Source organism: Pantoea sp. EKM21T (assembly GCF_011800405.1).
Classification (GTDB): domain Bacteria; phylum Pseudomonadota; class Gammaproteobacteria; order Enterobacterales; family Enterobacteriaceae; genus Pantoea; species Pantoea agglomerans.
Genome location: NZ_JAALFV010000005.1, coordinates 120,448 through 134,016, shown reverse-complemented (window position 1 = coordinate 134,016; position 13,569 = coordinate 120,448). Strand labels below are relative to the sequence as shown.

General features: G+C 58.3%; 12 protein-coding genes. 8 read left to right on the top strand and 4 right to left on the bottom strand.

Annotated features, from left to right (window positions below; genetic code table 11):
- Window positions 1-17: 17 nt before the first annotated feature.
- Window positions 18-2,024 carry a bifunctional tRNA (5-methylaminomethyl-2-thiouridine)(34)-methyltransferase MnmD/FAD-dependent 5-carboxymethylaminomethyl-2-thiouridine(34) oxidoreductase MnmC gene (gene mnmC, locus HFD87_RS11825; RefSeq protein ID WP_167423469.1) on the bottom strand — a complete coding sequence of 669 codons (2,007 nt, stop codon included), beginning with the start codon at window positions 2,022-2,024 and terminating at the stop codon, window positions 18-20.
- Between the two features lie 154 nt (window positions 2,025-2,178).
- Between mnmC and fabB the strand changes: the two genes are divergently transcribed.
- On the top strand, window positions 2,179-3,399 hold the full coding sequence (gene fabB, locus HFD87_RS11820; protein WP_010257968.1) for a beta-ketoacyl-ACP synthase I: 1,221 nt from the start codon (window positions 2,179-2,181) through the stop codon (window positions 3,397-3,399).
- Window positions 3,400-3,484: 85 nt separating this feature from the next.
- Here fabB and HFD87_RS11815 read toward each other — a convergent pair whose 3' ends face one another.
- Window positions 3,485-4,909, bottom strand: coding sequence for a PLP-dependent aminotransferase family protein (locus HFD87_RS11815; RefSeq protein WP_061901244.1), 1,425 nt, complete (start codon window positions 4,907-4,909; stop codon window positions 3,485-3,487).
- 87 nt (window positions 4,910-4,996) lie between these two features.
- Here HFD87_RS11815 and HFD87_RS11810 point away from each other — a divergent pair, with 87 nt between their 5' ends.
- Window positions 4,997-5,440 carry a rhodanese-like domain-containing protein gene (locus tag HFD87_RS11810; RefSeq protein WP_010671442.1) on the top strand — a complete coding sequence of 148 codons (444 nt, stop codon included), beginning with the start codon at window positions 4,997-4,999 and terminating at the stop codon, window positions 5,438-5,440.
- A gap of 1 nt (window position 5,441) precedes the next feature.
- On the opposite strand, the gene flk is transcribed toward HFD87_RS11810, so the two are convergent.
- Together flk and HFD87_RS11800 are read right to left on the bottom strand one after the other, a co-directional pair.
- Window positions 5,442-6,491 carry a flagella biosynthesis regulator Flk gene (flk, locus tag HFD87_RS11805; RefSeq protein WP_010257977.1) on the bottom strand — a complete coding sequence of 350 codons (1,050 nt, stop codon included), beginning with the start codon at window positions 6,489-6,491 and terminating at the stop codon, window positions 5,442-5,444.
- A 182-nt stretch (window positions 6,492-6,673) separates the two neighbouring features.
- Window positions 6,674-7,573 carry a DMT family transporter gene (locus tag HFD87_RS11800; protein ID WP_061901245.1) on the bottom strand — a complete coding sequence of 300 codons (900 nt, stop codon included), beginning with the start codon at window positions 7,571-7,573 and terminating at the stop codon, window positions 6,674-6,676.
- Between the two features lie 97 nt (window positions 7,574-7,670).
- On the opposite strand from HFD87_RS11800, the gene HFD87_RS11795 reads away from it, so the two are divergent.
- The 6 genes from HFD87_RS11795 (at window position 7,671) to accD (ending at window position 13,505) form a co-directional block, all read left to right on the top strand.
- Window positions 7,671-8,450 carry a helix-turn-helix domain-containing protein gene (locus tag HFD87_RS11795; RefSeq protein WP_010257982.1) on the top strand — a complete coding sequence of 260 codons (780 nt, stop codon included), beginning with the start codon at window positions 7,671-7,673 and terminating at the stop codon, window positions 8,448-8,450.
- Between the two features lie 55 nt (window positions 8,451-8,505).
- Window positions 8,506-9,639 (top strand): 4-phosphoerythronate dehydrogenase PdxB, encoded by a 1,134-nt coding sequence (gene pdxB, locus HFD87_RS11790; RefSeq protein WP_010671445.1) that lies wholly within the window; start codon window positions 8,506-8,508, stop codon window positions 9,637-9,639.
- Window positions 9,640-9,941: 302 nt separating this feature from the next.
- Complete coding sequence (locus HFD87_RS11785) at window positions 9,942-10,949, top strand: aspartate-semialdehyde dehydrogenase (RefSeq protein ID WP_167423468.1); 1,008 nt, start codon at window positions 9,942-9,944, stop codon at window positions 10,947-10,949.
- Between the two features lie 2 nt (window positions 10,950-10,951).
- A complete protein-coding gene (truA, locus tag HFD87_RS11780) occupies window positions 10,952-11,755 on the top strand; it encodes a tRNA pseudouridine(38-40) synthase TruA (protein ID WP_008926481.1) in 804 nt (267 codons plus the stop codon).
- A 29-nt stretch (window positions 11,756-11,784) separates the two neighbouring features.
- Window positions 11,785-12,447 (top strand): DedA family protein, encoded by a 663-nt coding sequence (locus HFD87_RS11775; protein WP_010257990.1) that lies wholly within the window; start codon window positions 11,785-11,787, stop codon window positions 12,445-12,447.
- 143 nt (window positions 12,448-12,590) lie between these two features.
- Window positions 12,591-13,505, top strand: coding sequence for an acetyl-CoA carboxylase, carboxyltransferase subunit beta (accD, locus tag HFD87_RS11770; RefSeq protein WP_064690256.1), 915 nt, complete (start codon window positions 12,591-12,593; stop codon window positions 13,503-13,505).
- Window positions 13,506-13,569 lie beyond the last annotated feature (64 nt).

Sequence of the window (13,569 nt, the reverse complement as noted above, 5' to 3'; positions counted from 1 at the left end):
GCCGCCCTTAGCGTCCGCTAAACGGCTTTTCCCTTCAGTAATTTCCTCACCCAGTAACGATTCGGATTGAGTGCTGCCAGGGTACTGGCATCCAGAGGCTGCGGCTCGCCCGCCAGCTGAGCTGCCAGTACTTCGGCCGCCAGCGGCGCACTGCACAGGCCGCGCGATCCCAGCGCCCCAAACAGATACAAGCCCGCAAGATCGGGTGCGTCAGCGATATCGCTGCCTGCCGCCTGCTGTGCCGGTAAATCAGCATACTGCGCCAGCGTAGCAGCATAATCCGGCACGCCGCCCACCATCGGCAGGTGATCCCGGGTGGCGCAGCGCACCCCCATTCTTGCCTCTCCGTCACTGACATCCACCGTTTCGGCCCAGCTGCTGTCAGGCAGGCAATGCAGCAGGCGGCTGCGGTTCTCCTGCTGATCCTCCTCCCGATACGCGGTTGCGGTATCGCCACGGTGATAGCTGGCCCCGATACAGTGCGTACCAAACTGCGGGCTGACAGGCGTCAGATAGCCGTCGTAACAGAGCACCGTTTGCAGCGCGTTGAGGCCGGGCGTAGAGGGAACATGGCTTACCTGACCGGCTACCGGATAGGTCGGCAGCGGGGCGCTTTGCGCAAAGTCAGCAATCGCATGACCGTTTGCCAGTACGACGGTCGGATGACGTACCGCCGGACGATCGCTGAACGTCAGCATCCAGTGATCATCCTCCCGGGAAAGCGCGCTCACCCGGTGCAGCCAGTGAATGCGCAATCCCTGGGTTTCGCCATGCGCCAGCATCGCGGTGGTCAGCTCTGCCGGTGAGAGCCAGCCGCCTTGCGGATAGAAAATGCCGCCACAGCCATGTTCAACATTTGCCCGTTTTTCAGCTTCTGCCACATCGACGCCACAGGCGATGATTTCAGGCAGGTCCATCGCCAGCATCTGATCGATCTTCTTACGGCTTTTCTCATCCCAGCCCAGCTGCAGCACACCGCTCCAGTCATGCTCATAGGTGACGGTTAATTGATCATAGAGCCGCCGCGCAAAGCTGAAGGCTGAGGGGAAAAAAGTGGCAAGTGCCGGGTCGTGCTGATTGAGCAGCGGATAGAGCGCTCCCTGACGGTTGCCGGATGCGCCCAGCGCGGGCGCCTCATCGGCGCAATAAAGCGTAACCCGCCAGCCGCGACGCAGCAGCGCCAGCGCCAAGGTGGCACTGGCGACGCCGCCGCCAATCAGTGCCACATCACGCTGCTCCGCAGCCTGACGATGATACCAGGGCTGCGCGGCGGGCAGCGGAGGCGCATCCTGCAACGGCCCGCATAGCATTTCGCGCTTCGGACCAAATCCTTTGCGGCGGATGACCGCGAAGCCCGCCTGCTGCAGACCGCGCCGGACAATACCTGCGGCCGTAAAGGTCGCGAAGGTCCCCTGCGGCCGCGCCAGTTTTGCCATCATGCCGAACAGCTCCGGCGTCCACATATCCGGGTTCTTTGAGGGCGCGAACCCATCCAGGAACCAGGCATCCACCTGACGATTCAGGCTCTCATCCAGCTGACCCATCAGCAGGTTAATATCGCCCAGCCACAGGTCGAGCGTGATGCGGCCGCCATCAAACAGCAGACGCTGACAGCCGGGCAGGGCAGCGGGCCACTGCGCCTGCAGCGCCTCCGCCCAGGGGGCCAGTTCGGGCCAGTGCTGCTGCGCTGCGGTTAAATCTTTACGGGTTAACGGAAATTTCTCAAAGCTGATGAAATGCAGACGTTTTAAAGTGGCGTCGGGCTGTTCGCGCTGAAACGCATCGAACGCCTGCCACAGCGTCAGGAAATTAAGACCGGTGCCAAAACCGCTCTCCGCCACGATCAGCAGATCGCGCGGATGCTCAGCAAAACGCTGGGGAAAACCGTTGCCGCCAAGGAAGACATAGCGTGTCTCTTCCAGACCGTTGTCATTAGAGAAATAGACATCGCCAAACGCTCGGGAAACAGGTGTACCCTGTTCATTCCAGTTTAGCTTTGCATGTTCAACCGGGGTCAATTTCACGGTAAAGGCTCGTTTTTCAGGCAGTGGCGCGATTCTAACGACCCGCGTGACATGACGCAAATTTACAAAAGGAAATAGCTGATCGGACTTGTTCGGCGTACAAGTGTACGCTAGAGTGCATGCCAATTAAGAAGAAGTGGATGAGGAAGATTGAATGAAACGTGCTGTGATTACTGGCTTAGGGATCGTTTCCAGTATTGGTAATAACCAGCAGGAGGTGCTGTCATCTCTGCGTGAAGGACGCTCTGGCATCACCTTTTCTGAAGAGATGAAAGATTCCGGCATGCGTAGTCACGTCTGGGGTAACGTTAAATTAGATACCACCGGCCTCATCGATCGCAAAGTTGTGCGCTTTATGAGTGATGCGTCCATCTATGCTTATCTTTCCATGGAAGAAGCGATTAAAGATTCTGGCCTCAGCGCTGAAGCGTATCAGAGCAACCCACGTGTGGGTCTGATTGCGGGTTCAGGCGGCGGCTCCCCACGTTTCCAGGTATTTGGTGCTGACGCAATGCGCAGCCCACGCGGCCTGAAAGCGGTTGGCCCTTATGTGGTCACCAAAGCGATGGCCTCTGGGGTCTCTGCCTGCCTCGCAACGCCATTCAAAATTCATGGCGTAAATTACTCGATTAGCTCCGCCTGTGCCACCTCTGCGCACTGTATCGGTAACGCCGTTGAGCAGATCCAGCTTGGCAAACAGGATATCGTTTTTGCGGGCGGCGGCGAAGAGCTGTGCTGGGAAATGGCCTGTGAGTTCGACGCCATGGGCGCGCTCTCTACCCGTTACAACGACACGCCAGAAAAAGCGTCACGCACTTATGACAATGAGCGCGACGGCTTTGTTATCGCCGGTGGCGGTGGCATGGTCGTCGTTGAAGAGCTGGAGCATGCGCTGGCACGTGGTGCGCATATCTATGCCGAAATCGTCGGTTATGGTGCCACTTCAGACGGTGCAGACATGGTTGCTCCATCAGGTGAAGGCGCAGTGCGCTGCATGAAGATGGCGATGCACGGTGTCGATACCCCAATTGACTATCTGAACAGCCACGGAACCTCTACCCCGGTGGGTGATGTGAAAGAGCTGGGTGCGATTCGTGAAGTGTTTGGCGATAACACGCCATACATCTCAGCAACGAAAGCGATGACCGGCCACTCTCTGGGTGCGGCTGGCGTGCAGGAAGCGATCTACTCGCTGCTGATGCTGGAGCATGGCTTTATCGCGCCAAGCATCAACATCACCTCGCTTGATGCGGCAGCAACCGGTATGAACATCGTCACTGAGCCGATGGAAAAAGAGCTGACTACCGTGATGTCTAACAGCTTTGGTTTTGGCGGCACAAACGCCACGCTGACCATGCGTAAATATCAGGCGTAATTATTACGTCAGCACTCTGAAGGGCCGGCTTGCCGGCCCTTTTTGTTTTACAGCCCATCCGCTTTACCTCGTTCAACCCTCCGTTTTAGCCCTCCCGCTGCAGCAGCCGCAGCAATGTATCGCATCCCGCCACAATCTCGTCAGGCGTCAGTGCGGCAAAGCCCAGCATCCAGCCTTGCTGAGACGAAGGCCCGGCATAAAGCGGACTCAGACGCGGCAGCAGCAAACCCTGTTGAGCCGCCAGTGCGCTTAATCGCGCTTCATCCTGTTGCAGTCTGACAGTTACCTGCAATCCTCCGCTGCTGACAATCGGCGTGATCCACGGCGACAGTTGCTGAGCGATTAGCGTCAGCAGCAGATCGCGACGGCTGCGATAGAGCTGACGCATCAGCCGCAGATGGCTGGCGAAATGTCCCTGTTGCAGAAAGGCGGCGGTGACAGCCTGCGGCAGCAGTGCGCTGTGTCCATCCAGCACGCTGCGTGCCTGGCCTATTGGGGTAATCAGCGCGGGCGGGACCACCATCCAGGCCAGCCGCAGGGAGGGAAACAGCGACTTCGAGAAGGTGCCCAGCGTAATCACCCGCTGATGGCGATCCAGTCCCTGTAGCGCAGGGATAGGACGTTCGTCGTAGTGAAATTCGCTGTCATAATCGTCTTCGATCAGCCAGCACCGGTTGCGCTGCGCCCAGTCCAGCCACGCCAGGCGTCGCGTCAGGCTCAGCGTCACGCCGGTAGGATAATGATGCGATGGCGTCAGATACATCAGTTTTGCACTGCCGCTGGCGGGGATGGCACCTTCGGCATCGACCTCAATCCCGCGCACCTGTGCGCCGGCAGCCAGAAAGGCGTTACGCGCACCAGGATAGCCCGGCTCCTCCATCCATACCTCATCACCGGGATCGACGAACATCATAGCCAGTAACTGTAGTGCCTGTTGTGAACTGGTCAGAATGATCACCTGTTCCGGCTGGCATGCCACGCCCCTGGAAAGCGCCAGATAATCCGCGAGTGCGCTGCGTAACGGCAGGTAGCCGCAGGGATCGCCATATCCCATTGCGGCGCTGCCCAGTGAACGCTGCACGCTGCTGCCGAGGCGTCGCCACGTGTCATGGGGAAAAGCGCGTAACTCCGGTGAACCGGCGGCGAATGCATGGGGAAAAGGGGGATCCTGACAGCCACCGGTTGTCAGTACCTGCTGGCCCCGCGCCGAGAAACGGACGGGCTGAGACCGGGCTGGAAATGATGATGAGTGGGTGGGGATGATGATGGCAACAAAAGTACCGCGACCGATCTCGCGTCGCAGATAGCCTTCACTTTCCAGCTGTCCGTAGGCCGCTTCCACCGTCACACGTGACAGACGCAGATCCTGCGCCAGCTGACGACTGGACGGCAACTGCTGACCAGCATGCAGATGGTGCCGGTTGATCGCCAGTCTCAGGGTAGAGCAGAGCCGCTCGCGCACGCCGCCACTGGTCTGATGCTGGAAAAGTTGTAATAACGGTGAAGACATATGGGTCTTATACCTGATGGGGAATGGGTATCAGTAAGCAGTCCACTTTGCCGTAAACTGCAGACTCACCACAACAGGAGAATCGCTATGTCATCGGTTTTACGAATTCCGGCTGCCACCCCGCAGCAAAGCCTCGACTATCTGCAGGCAAAACTCGCTTTTTACACCGACGCCTGGGATCTGGCGGAAGATCTGGGGCGGCAAATCCCGGATATCGTGGTAATCGATGCTCGCGCGCCGGAGGCTTATCGCGCAGGGCATATTTGCGGCGCGATCAACTTTCCGCATCGCGAGATGGATGCCACTACCACGGCCCGGCTCGATCGCAGCAAAGTTTATGTCACGTATTGTGACGGCATTGGCTGTAACGGCTCGACGAAAGCGGCCTGGAAACTGGCCTCGCTGGGATTTCAGGTGAAGGAGTTGATTGGCGGGCTGGATTTCTGGAAACGTGACGGTCATCCGCTGACCTGGGGTGATGCACCGGGCGAATGGCCAGTCGCCGCGCCCAAAGCATTCTGTGGCTGTTAACTCAGAGGACCACCCAGAGTAAAAGGGTGATGACAACCAGAGCGACAAAGAAGCCTAGCAAGGGGCGCTCTGCCAGAGGCTGAATCGCGGGCGGCAGCGACGCAACAAAGGGCGACCAGATCGGCTGCGGTTTAATCTCGCTGGCAGCCAGCGGCTGTTCGAGAAGTTTTTCTGCCCGGTCGGCGCGCCGGCTGAACAGGAAGTTCAGCAGATCCTGGGTCTGCGTTACGGTGAGCACCGTCTGCGGTGTCGCCTGAAAACGCTGCTGGCTGTAGTCCTCCAGTTGCTGCCGCTCCTGCTGATCAAGCGGCTGTTTCAGGGACGCTTCCAGCAATTGCAGCGTCGGTGCACTGTGCTGACTCAGCGTCTGGCGCACCTGCAGATACTGGGTCAGCAGCGGGAAGTGGCGCGACGGGATGGGATCACCGCTGGTGAGGTTGACCAGTTTCAGCGCAGCCGTCCACAGCTTACCGGTGGATTCGCCAGTGGCAGCGGCCAGGCGTACCACCTGCTGATTCAGCGTATGGTGCTCGGCAGGCAGCAGCGTGCGATCGCTGACGCGGATCTGCTGCGGCTGAGGAATCGTCATCTGCCCGTTCTGCAGCATCGTCAGCACCTGGCGCAGCTGATCCTGGCTCAGCGCGCTCAGTACGGTCTGACCAAATTGCTGACGTATAAAGTCGCTGACGGCCTGACGGTTATTCCCTTTCGGCAGCAGATCGGTGAGCTGGGTCATCAGCTGGCGTGTGGCATGCCCATTTTGCGTCTGCGTAAGGCGGCCATTAAGGTACTGTTCCGCTGCCGGAAAATGACGCGACTGCAACTCCGCTTCACTTTTTACGCCCACTTCATGGCGTACGCCCGCCCACAGTTCAGGCGCTTTAAGATTACTGAGCGATGAGATACGCACGATCAGGCGTTCTAACGTCGTGCGCTGCGCAGGGGAGAGGGGCTGTTCACCGGCCACTGAACCGTGACGCGTTACGCCAGTTTGCGGATTGACAGATGAACGATCGCCGACCGGCACACCGGGGCCGCTGAGTGGTTGCATGGCGGATTCCTTGGGAAAACAGAACAGCGTGGGGTGCGCCGGAAAATGAATAGGCCATGATAGCAAAAGCCCCCGGGAAATCCCACGGGGGACATGCGTTTCGGCGCGAGATTTACGCTTCAGCTGTAGCCTTTCTTCACTGCCATCCTCAACAGCACCCTCACTCGCCACAGCCGCGCTATTCAGGCCTGTGGGTGGCTCACCGGTTTACGGCGGGATAAGGGGGTACGCAGCCGCTGCGCCAGTATCACACCGCCAAGCGTCAGACCGCCGCCAATCCAGTGGTAACTGTGTAGTTGCTCATGCAGGAAAATCACCGCGATCACCGCGGTAAATACCGGGATCAGATTCATAAAGATACTGGTGGTGCTGGCACCCAGACGCTGCACACCGTGGATCCACAGGAACGGCGCGATGATCGAAGCAAACAGACCGGCAAAGGCCACCAGCGGCAGGTTGTGCCGGTTAAGCGCCACCTCGGGGGCCAGCAGAAAACCAGGCAACAGCAGCACGACACCGAATAAAATCTGCACATACAGGCTTTGCCAGATCGGCAGCGGCAGCGCCCAGCGCCGTGTCAGCACGCCATACAGCGCATAGGCGGCGGAGGCGGCCAGCATCAGCAGTTCACCTTTGCCCAGGCCATGATTCATCAGCTGCATCACGTTACCCTCACTGACCAGCCACACCAGACCGGTAAAGGAGATGATGCTGCCGAGCAGGATGCCGAGCGTCGGCGCAATCCGCAGGATCACCACGCTCAGCAGCACGGTGAGCAGGGGGATGAGGGCGCCGATAATGCCCATAAAGAGTGCGCTGACACTTTGTGCTGCGTAGTAGGCGAGACTCTGATAGAGCACCATGCCGAGCAGGCCAAGGATCGCCAGCCGCCAGAGGTGCGGTTTAATGACCTGACGCGTGCGCCACACGCCGGGCAGCACAAAGGGCGTCAGCACCAGCAGCGCCAGTAACCAGCGGTAGAATGAGATCGCCGCCGGATCGATCGCATCCGCCGAGAGTTTGCTGACAATTGAGTTGATCGACCAGATTATTACCGCAAAGAGCGGGTACAGGAAAAACATGCTGACTCTCCACACGCCATAATGAGGCGCAGTGTACGCTTGTCCGGATTTATTCAGATAGTTAATATCGGACAAAATTAGTTGTGGAGCGGACATAATGACCCTGAAAGTGATCTACCAGCCGCCCCTTGACGCGCCGCAACTGCGCTACTTTATGCGTTATGAGCAGGCCAATGCCCGCACCGAATATCTGCCGCATGCGCATGCCTGGGGTCAGCTCATTATGGTGAAAAGCCACGTACTGGAGATGCAGGTCGAGGGTGAGCGATTGCTGACACCGGCAGATATTCCGGTCTGGATCCCACCGGGTCAGCTTCACAGTAGCTATAACCATCGTCAGGCACAGTTCCGTACTTTTAATCTGGCGGCTCCGTTATGCGCCGATCTGCCCCGGCGCGCCTGCCTGCTGCTGGTCGATCCCATTGCACATGCCATTATGGATGAGTTTGCTGAGCAGCAAATCGAGCAACCCGAAACGGATGCGCAGTGGCGGCTGTGCGAGGTGCTGCGCGATCGCCTGCAGCTGGCGCAGGTACAGGAGAGTTATCTGCCCACCTCTGACGATAAATTTCTGGCGCCGGTGTTACATGCGCTGGAAGCGCATCCGGGCGATAACACCACGCTGGCAGGCTGGGCGGCGCGGGTCTTTACCACCGAACGGACGCTGGCGCGGCGCTGCCAGCAGCAGCTTCATATGACCTTTGGCGAGTGGCGGCAGCGGCTGCGGTTTCTGCGCGCCATTGTGCTGCTGGAGCAGGGGGAAAGCGTGCAGAGCATCGCCCATGAGCTGGGATACAGTTCAGCTTCGGCACTGATTGTGATGTTCCAGCAACAGGCGGGAACCACGCCCGAACGCTACCGTGCACGGTTAGGCTAACGCGTCGCTTTGTGCCAGAATAATTGCCTGATATGTAACTGACAGGAAAGCCGTGGTGAAAATTCTGGTCGATGAAAATATGCCTTATGCCCGTGAGCTATTCAGCCTTACCGGCGACGTGGTCGCGGTGCCGGGGCGTCCGCTGCCGGTGGCTGAACTGGCCGATGCCGATGGCCTGATGGTGCGCTCAGTCACCCAGGTTAATGAGGCCCTGCTGGCAGGAAAGCCGGTGAAATTTGTCGGAACCGCCACGGCGGGCACCGATCATATCGACGAGAACTGGCTGCAGCAGGCGGGCATTGCGTTCTCTGCCGCACCCGGCTGTAACGCCATTGCGGTGGTGGAGTATGTTTTTTCTGCGCTGTTGCTGCTGGCGGAACGCGATGGTTTCCAGCTGCGTGACCGCACTGTCGGCATCGTTGGCGTCGGTAACGTCGGTGGGCGACTGCAAAAGCGTCTTGAGGCCTGGGGCATCAAAACCCTGCTGTGCGATCCGCCGCGCGCCGATCGCGGTGATGAGGGGGATTTCCTGTCGCTGGAGGCTGTGACAGAGCAGGCTGATATTCTGACGTTCCATACGCCGCTGTTTAAAGAGGGCCCGTATAAAAGCTGGCATCTGGCGGATGCGGCGCTGCTGATGGCGCTAAAGCCTAATACTATTCTGATCAACGCCTGTCGCGGCCCGGTGGTGGACAACAGCGCGCTGCTGGAGGTGCTGAAAATGCGGCACGATCTTAGCGTCGTGCTGGATGTCTGGGAGCCGGAGCCGGATCTGTCGCTGGCGCTGCTGGATAAGGTCGATATCGCCACGCCGCACATCGCGGGCTACACGCTGGAAGGCAAAGCGCGCGGCACCACCCAGGTGTTTGAAGCCTGGTGCGACTTTATTGGTCAGCCGCAGCAGGTGCCGCTCAGCACCTTACTGCCGGTGCCGGAATTCAGTGAAATCACCCTGAATGGCCCGCTGGATCAGCCAACGCTGAAACGCCTGGCGCATCTGGTGTATGATGTGCGCCGCGATGATGCCCCCCTGCGTAAAGTGGCGGCGAAACCCGGCGAGTTTGATCGCCTGCGCAAGCAGTATCAGGAGCGCCGCGAGTGGTCATCGCTGCAGGTGAACTGCGATGACGCCACAACCGCTGAGCTGCTGAACCAGCTGGGCTTTAACGCAATCATCTCCCCGGAATAGCGGGCGCTACAGGTCAGGCGCCCTGGCGCGGTTTCCGCACTGAATTAATCAGTGAACGGAAGGCGGGCGCTGCTGGCATGTCTGCATGACGGCGGGTTCTGGGGGGATATACCCAATGGATTTCGGGTTGCATTGAGGCGGCAAGAGAACGAATCCCGATGCGCTTACTCAGGTAAGTGATTCGGGTGAGTGAACGCAGCCAACAAAGATGCAACGTGAAAGACGACGGGGATAAATCTGAATCCCTGGGCGGTGAATATCACCGCCTTCTGTTTTTATGTCATTGTCTGGAGTAAACCAACATGTCTGACGGCTGGAATATTGCGCTACTTGGCGCGACAGGCGCAGTAGGGAACGCTGTACTGGAACTGCTGGCGGAACGCCAGTTCCCGGTTGGTGAATTATATTTGCTGGCCAGCGAAAACAGCGCGGGCGAAATCAAACGTTTCGAAGGCCGCTCGGTGCGGGTCGAAAATGCGGAGACGTTCGACTGGTCACAGGCGCAGCTGGCCTTTTTCGTGGCGGGACGTGACGCCTCGGCGCGCTTTGCCGATGAAGCGGCCAATGCCGGTTGTCTGGTGATCGACAGCAGCGAGCTGTTTGCGCTGGAACCCGATGTGCCGCTGGTGGTGCCAGATGTGAATCCGCAGGTGCTGGCAGATTATCGCAATCGCAACATCATCAGCGTGGCGGATAACCTGGTAAGCCAGCTGCTGACCGCAATTAAACCGCTGGTGGATGCGGCCGGATTGAGTCGTTTACAGGTGACTAACCTGATCTCAGTCTCCAGCTACGGCAAAGTGGCTGTTGATGCGCTGGCCGGGGAAAGTGCCCGCCTGCTGAACGGTCTTCCGGCCGATGAACACCATTTTGGTCGTCAGCTGGCTTTTAACCTGATGCCACAACAGGCCGACGCAGAAGGCAGCGTGGAGAGTGAGCGTCGCCTGATTGATCAGGTGCGTAAGGTATTGCAGGACGAAGGCTTACCGATTGCGGTCAGCAGCGTACAGGCTCCGGTGTTCTACGGTAATGCGCAGATTGTGCATATCGAAAACCTGCGCCCGCTCTCTGCTGAAGAAGCGCGTGCCGAACTGGCGCTGGCGTCAGATATTCATCTGAGCGAAGAGGATGAAGTGCCGACGCCGGTCACGGATGCCTCAGGCAACGGCGAACTGAGCATCGGCGCTGTGCGCAACGACTACGGTATCCCGGAGCTGCTGCAGTTCTGGTCAGTAGCGGACAACATTCGTTTTGGCGGCGCGCTGATGGCGGTGAAAACCGCTGAGAAACTGGTTCAGGAGTATCTGTAACCATGTCCGATGGTCAGACGCAAAAACTGGCGCTCGGCATCGAGTATGACGGTAGCCGTTACTACGGCTGGCAGCGTCAGAATGAAGTCCGCAGCGTGCAGGAGAAGGTAGAACGCGCGCTGTCGAAAGTCGCCGATCATCCGGTCAGCATTTTTTGTGCTGGCCGCACCGATGCAGGCGTACACGGGACGGGGCAGGTGGTCCATTTCGAGACCACCTCGCAGCGGCCTGATGGCGCCTGGACGCTGGGCGTCAACGCTAATCTGCCGCCGGATATTGCGGTGCGCTGGGTGAAAGCGGTGCCGGATGAATTTCATGCCCGCTTCAGCGCCACGGCCCGACGCTATCGCTACCTGATCTACAATCAGCGTCTGCGTCCGGCGGTGCTGGCGCAGGGCGTGACGCACTTTTACCATCCTCTGGATGCAGAGAAGATGCAGCGCGCCGGGCAGTGTTTGTTAGGCGAGAATGATTTCACCTCATTCCGAGCCGTGCAGTGCCAGTCGCGTACACCGTGGCGCAACGTGATTCACCTCAACGTGACGCGTCAGGGTCCCTACGTGATTGTGGATATCAAAGCCAATGCCTTTGTGCATCACATGGTGCGCAATATCGTGGGCAGCCTGATGGAGATAGGCTGCGGCAATAAGCCGGAGTCATGGATGGCAACGCTGCTGGCGGCGAAGGATCGGACATTAGCCGCAGCCACAGCCCGGGCAGAGGGGTTGTATCTGGTGGCGGTGGATTACCCATCCCACTTTGCGTTACCACAGCCGTCGATGGGACCGTTGTTCCTCGCGGATTAATTCACTTTCAGGACTTAAAAGGGCGCGCCATGGAGTTTCTCCATTTTCTGGTTGATTTTATTCTGCACATTGATGTGCATCTTGCCGAACTGGTTGCACAGTACGGTATCTGGATTTACGCTATTTTGTTCCTGATTTTGTTCTGCGAAACCGGTCTGGTGGTGACGCCCTTCCTGCCGGGTGACTCGTTGCTGTTTGTGGCGGGCGCACTGGCGGCGTTGCCGGGTAACGATCTTAATGTGCATGTGATGGTGGCATTATTAGTGGTGGCCGCGGTTCTGGGCGATGCGGTGAACTACACCATTGGCCGCCTGTTTGGCGAACGGTTGTTCAGTAACCCGAACTCGAAGATTTTCCGTCGCAGCCATCTGGATAAAACCCATGCGTTTTATGCCCGTCATGGCGGAAAAACCATTATCCTGGCGCGCTTCGTGCCGATCGTGCGAACCTTTGCGCCGTTTGTTGCCGGTATGGGCCATATGTCCTATCGCCACTTCGCGCTGTTCAACGTAACGGGTGCGCTGCTCTGGGTGCTGCTGTTCTCCTATGCCGGCTACCTGTTTGGCGATCTGCCGGTGGTGCAGGAAAACCTGAAGCTGCTGATTGTGGGCATTATCCTGGTCTCGATTCTGCCAGGTGTGATTGAAGTCTGGCGTCATCGCCGTCAGGCTAAGCAGCAGAAGCAGCCGTAAGGCTGCGCTAAGGGTAAGACCAGATTTTTATCCACAGTCTGAACAGGTTGTGGTTTAATGAGCGACATTTACCGTCTGCTGAAGCGGTTTTCAGCAGTATCAAGACGACTGGACCAGGTCAGTTTTAAACAGAAAGGTCATCAATGAGCTGGATTGAACGCATTCTTAATAAAAGCACCGGAACGCCTGTGCGCAAAGCCAGTATCCCGGAAGGGGTCTGGACCAAGTGTGACAGCTGTGGTCAGGTGCTCTACCGCGCCGAGCTGGAGCGTAATCTTGAGGTCTGCCCGAAGTGTGACCATCACATGCGGATGCACGCACGTGAGCGCCTAGGCAGTGTCCTCGATCAGGGCACGATGGTTGAGCTGGGTAGTGAACTTGAACCTAAAGATCTGCTCAAGTTCCGTGACTCCAAAAAGTACAAAGATCGTCTGATCGCGGCCCAGAAAGACACCGGTGAGAAAGATGCGCTGGTGGTCATGAAAGGTCAGCTGCACAGCATGCCGGTTGTTGCGGCGGCCTTTGAATTTGCCTTTATGGGCGGTTCAATGGGCTCTGTGGTCGGTGCGCGTTTTGTACGTGCGGTTGAGCAGGCGTTAGAAGATAACTGCCCGCTGATCTGCTTCTCCGCCAGCGGCGGGGCGCGTATGCAGGAAGCGCTGCAGTCGCTGATGCAGATGGCGAAAACCAGTGCGGCACTGGCAAAAATGCGTGAGCGCGGTCTGCCTTATATTTCCGTGCTGACTGACCCGACTATGGGTGGTGTTTCGGCCAGTTTTGCCATGCTGGGCGACCTCAATATCGCGGAACCTAAAGCACTGATCGGCTTTGCCGGCCCACGCGTTATTGAGCAGACCGTGCGTGAAAAACTGCCGCCGGGCTTCCAGCGCAGTGAGTTTCTGATTGAAAAGGGCGCGATTGATATGATCATTCGCCGTCCGGAAATGCGCTACAAACTGGCAAGCCTGCTGGCAAAAATGATGAACCTGCCGGCACCGCTGCATGATGGTGAACAGTCCGCTCCGGCGACGACTGAATCGGAAAGCAACGAGGCCTGACAGGAGATAGAGAGGTGCGTCCAAAGCACCTCTTACCAATGCACCGTATACCGCAGCAGCAGCC

What these genes read in the sequence shown, in the direction of transcription:
- fabB (WP_010257968.1), top strand. Translation starts at nt 2,179, where the DNA reads ATGAAACGTGCTGTGATTACTGGCTTAGGGATCGTTTCCAGTATTGGT.
- HFD87_RS11800 (WP_061901245.1), bottom strand. Translation starts at nt 7,573, where the DNA reads ATGTTTTTCCTGTACCCGCTCTTTGCGGTAATAATCTGGTCGATCAAC.
- HFD87_RS11810 (WP_010671442.1), top strand. Translation starts at nt 4,997, where the DNA reads ATGTCATCGGTTTTACGAATTCCGGCTGCCACCCCGCAGCAAAGCCTC.
- HFD87_RS11785 (WP_167423468.1), top strand. Translation starts at nt 9,942, where the DNA reads ATGTCTGACGGCTGGAATATTGCGCTACTTGGCGCGACAGGCGCAGTA.
- truA (WP_008926481.1), top strand. Translation starts at nt 10,952, where the DNA reads ATGTCCGATGGTCAGACGCAAAAACTGGCGCTCGGCATCGAGTATGAC.
- HFD87_RS11775 (WP_010257990.1), top strand. Translation starts at nt 11,785, where the DNA reads ATGGAGTTTCTCCATTTTCTGGTTGATTTTATTCTGCACATTGATGTG.
- HFD87_RS11795 (WP_010257982.1), top strand. Translation starts at nt 7,671, where the DNA reads ATGACCCTGAAAGTGATCTACCAGCCGCCCCTTGACGCGCCGCAACTG.
- flk (WP_010257977.1), bottom strand. Translation starts at nt 6,491, where the DNA reads ATGCAACCACTCAGCGGCCCCGGTGTGCCGGTCGGCGATCGTTCATCT.
- accD (WP_064690256.1), top strand. Translation starts at nt 12,591, where the DNA reads ATGAGCTGGATTGAACGCATTCTTAATAAAAGCACCGGAACGCCTGTG.
- HFD87_RS11815 (WP_061901244.1), bottom strand. Translation starts at nt 4,909, where the DNA reads ATGTCTTCACCGTTATTACAACTTTTCCAGCATCAGACCAGTGGCGGC.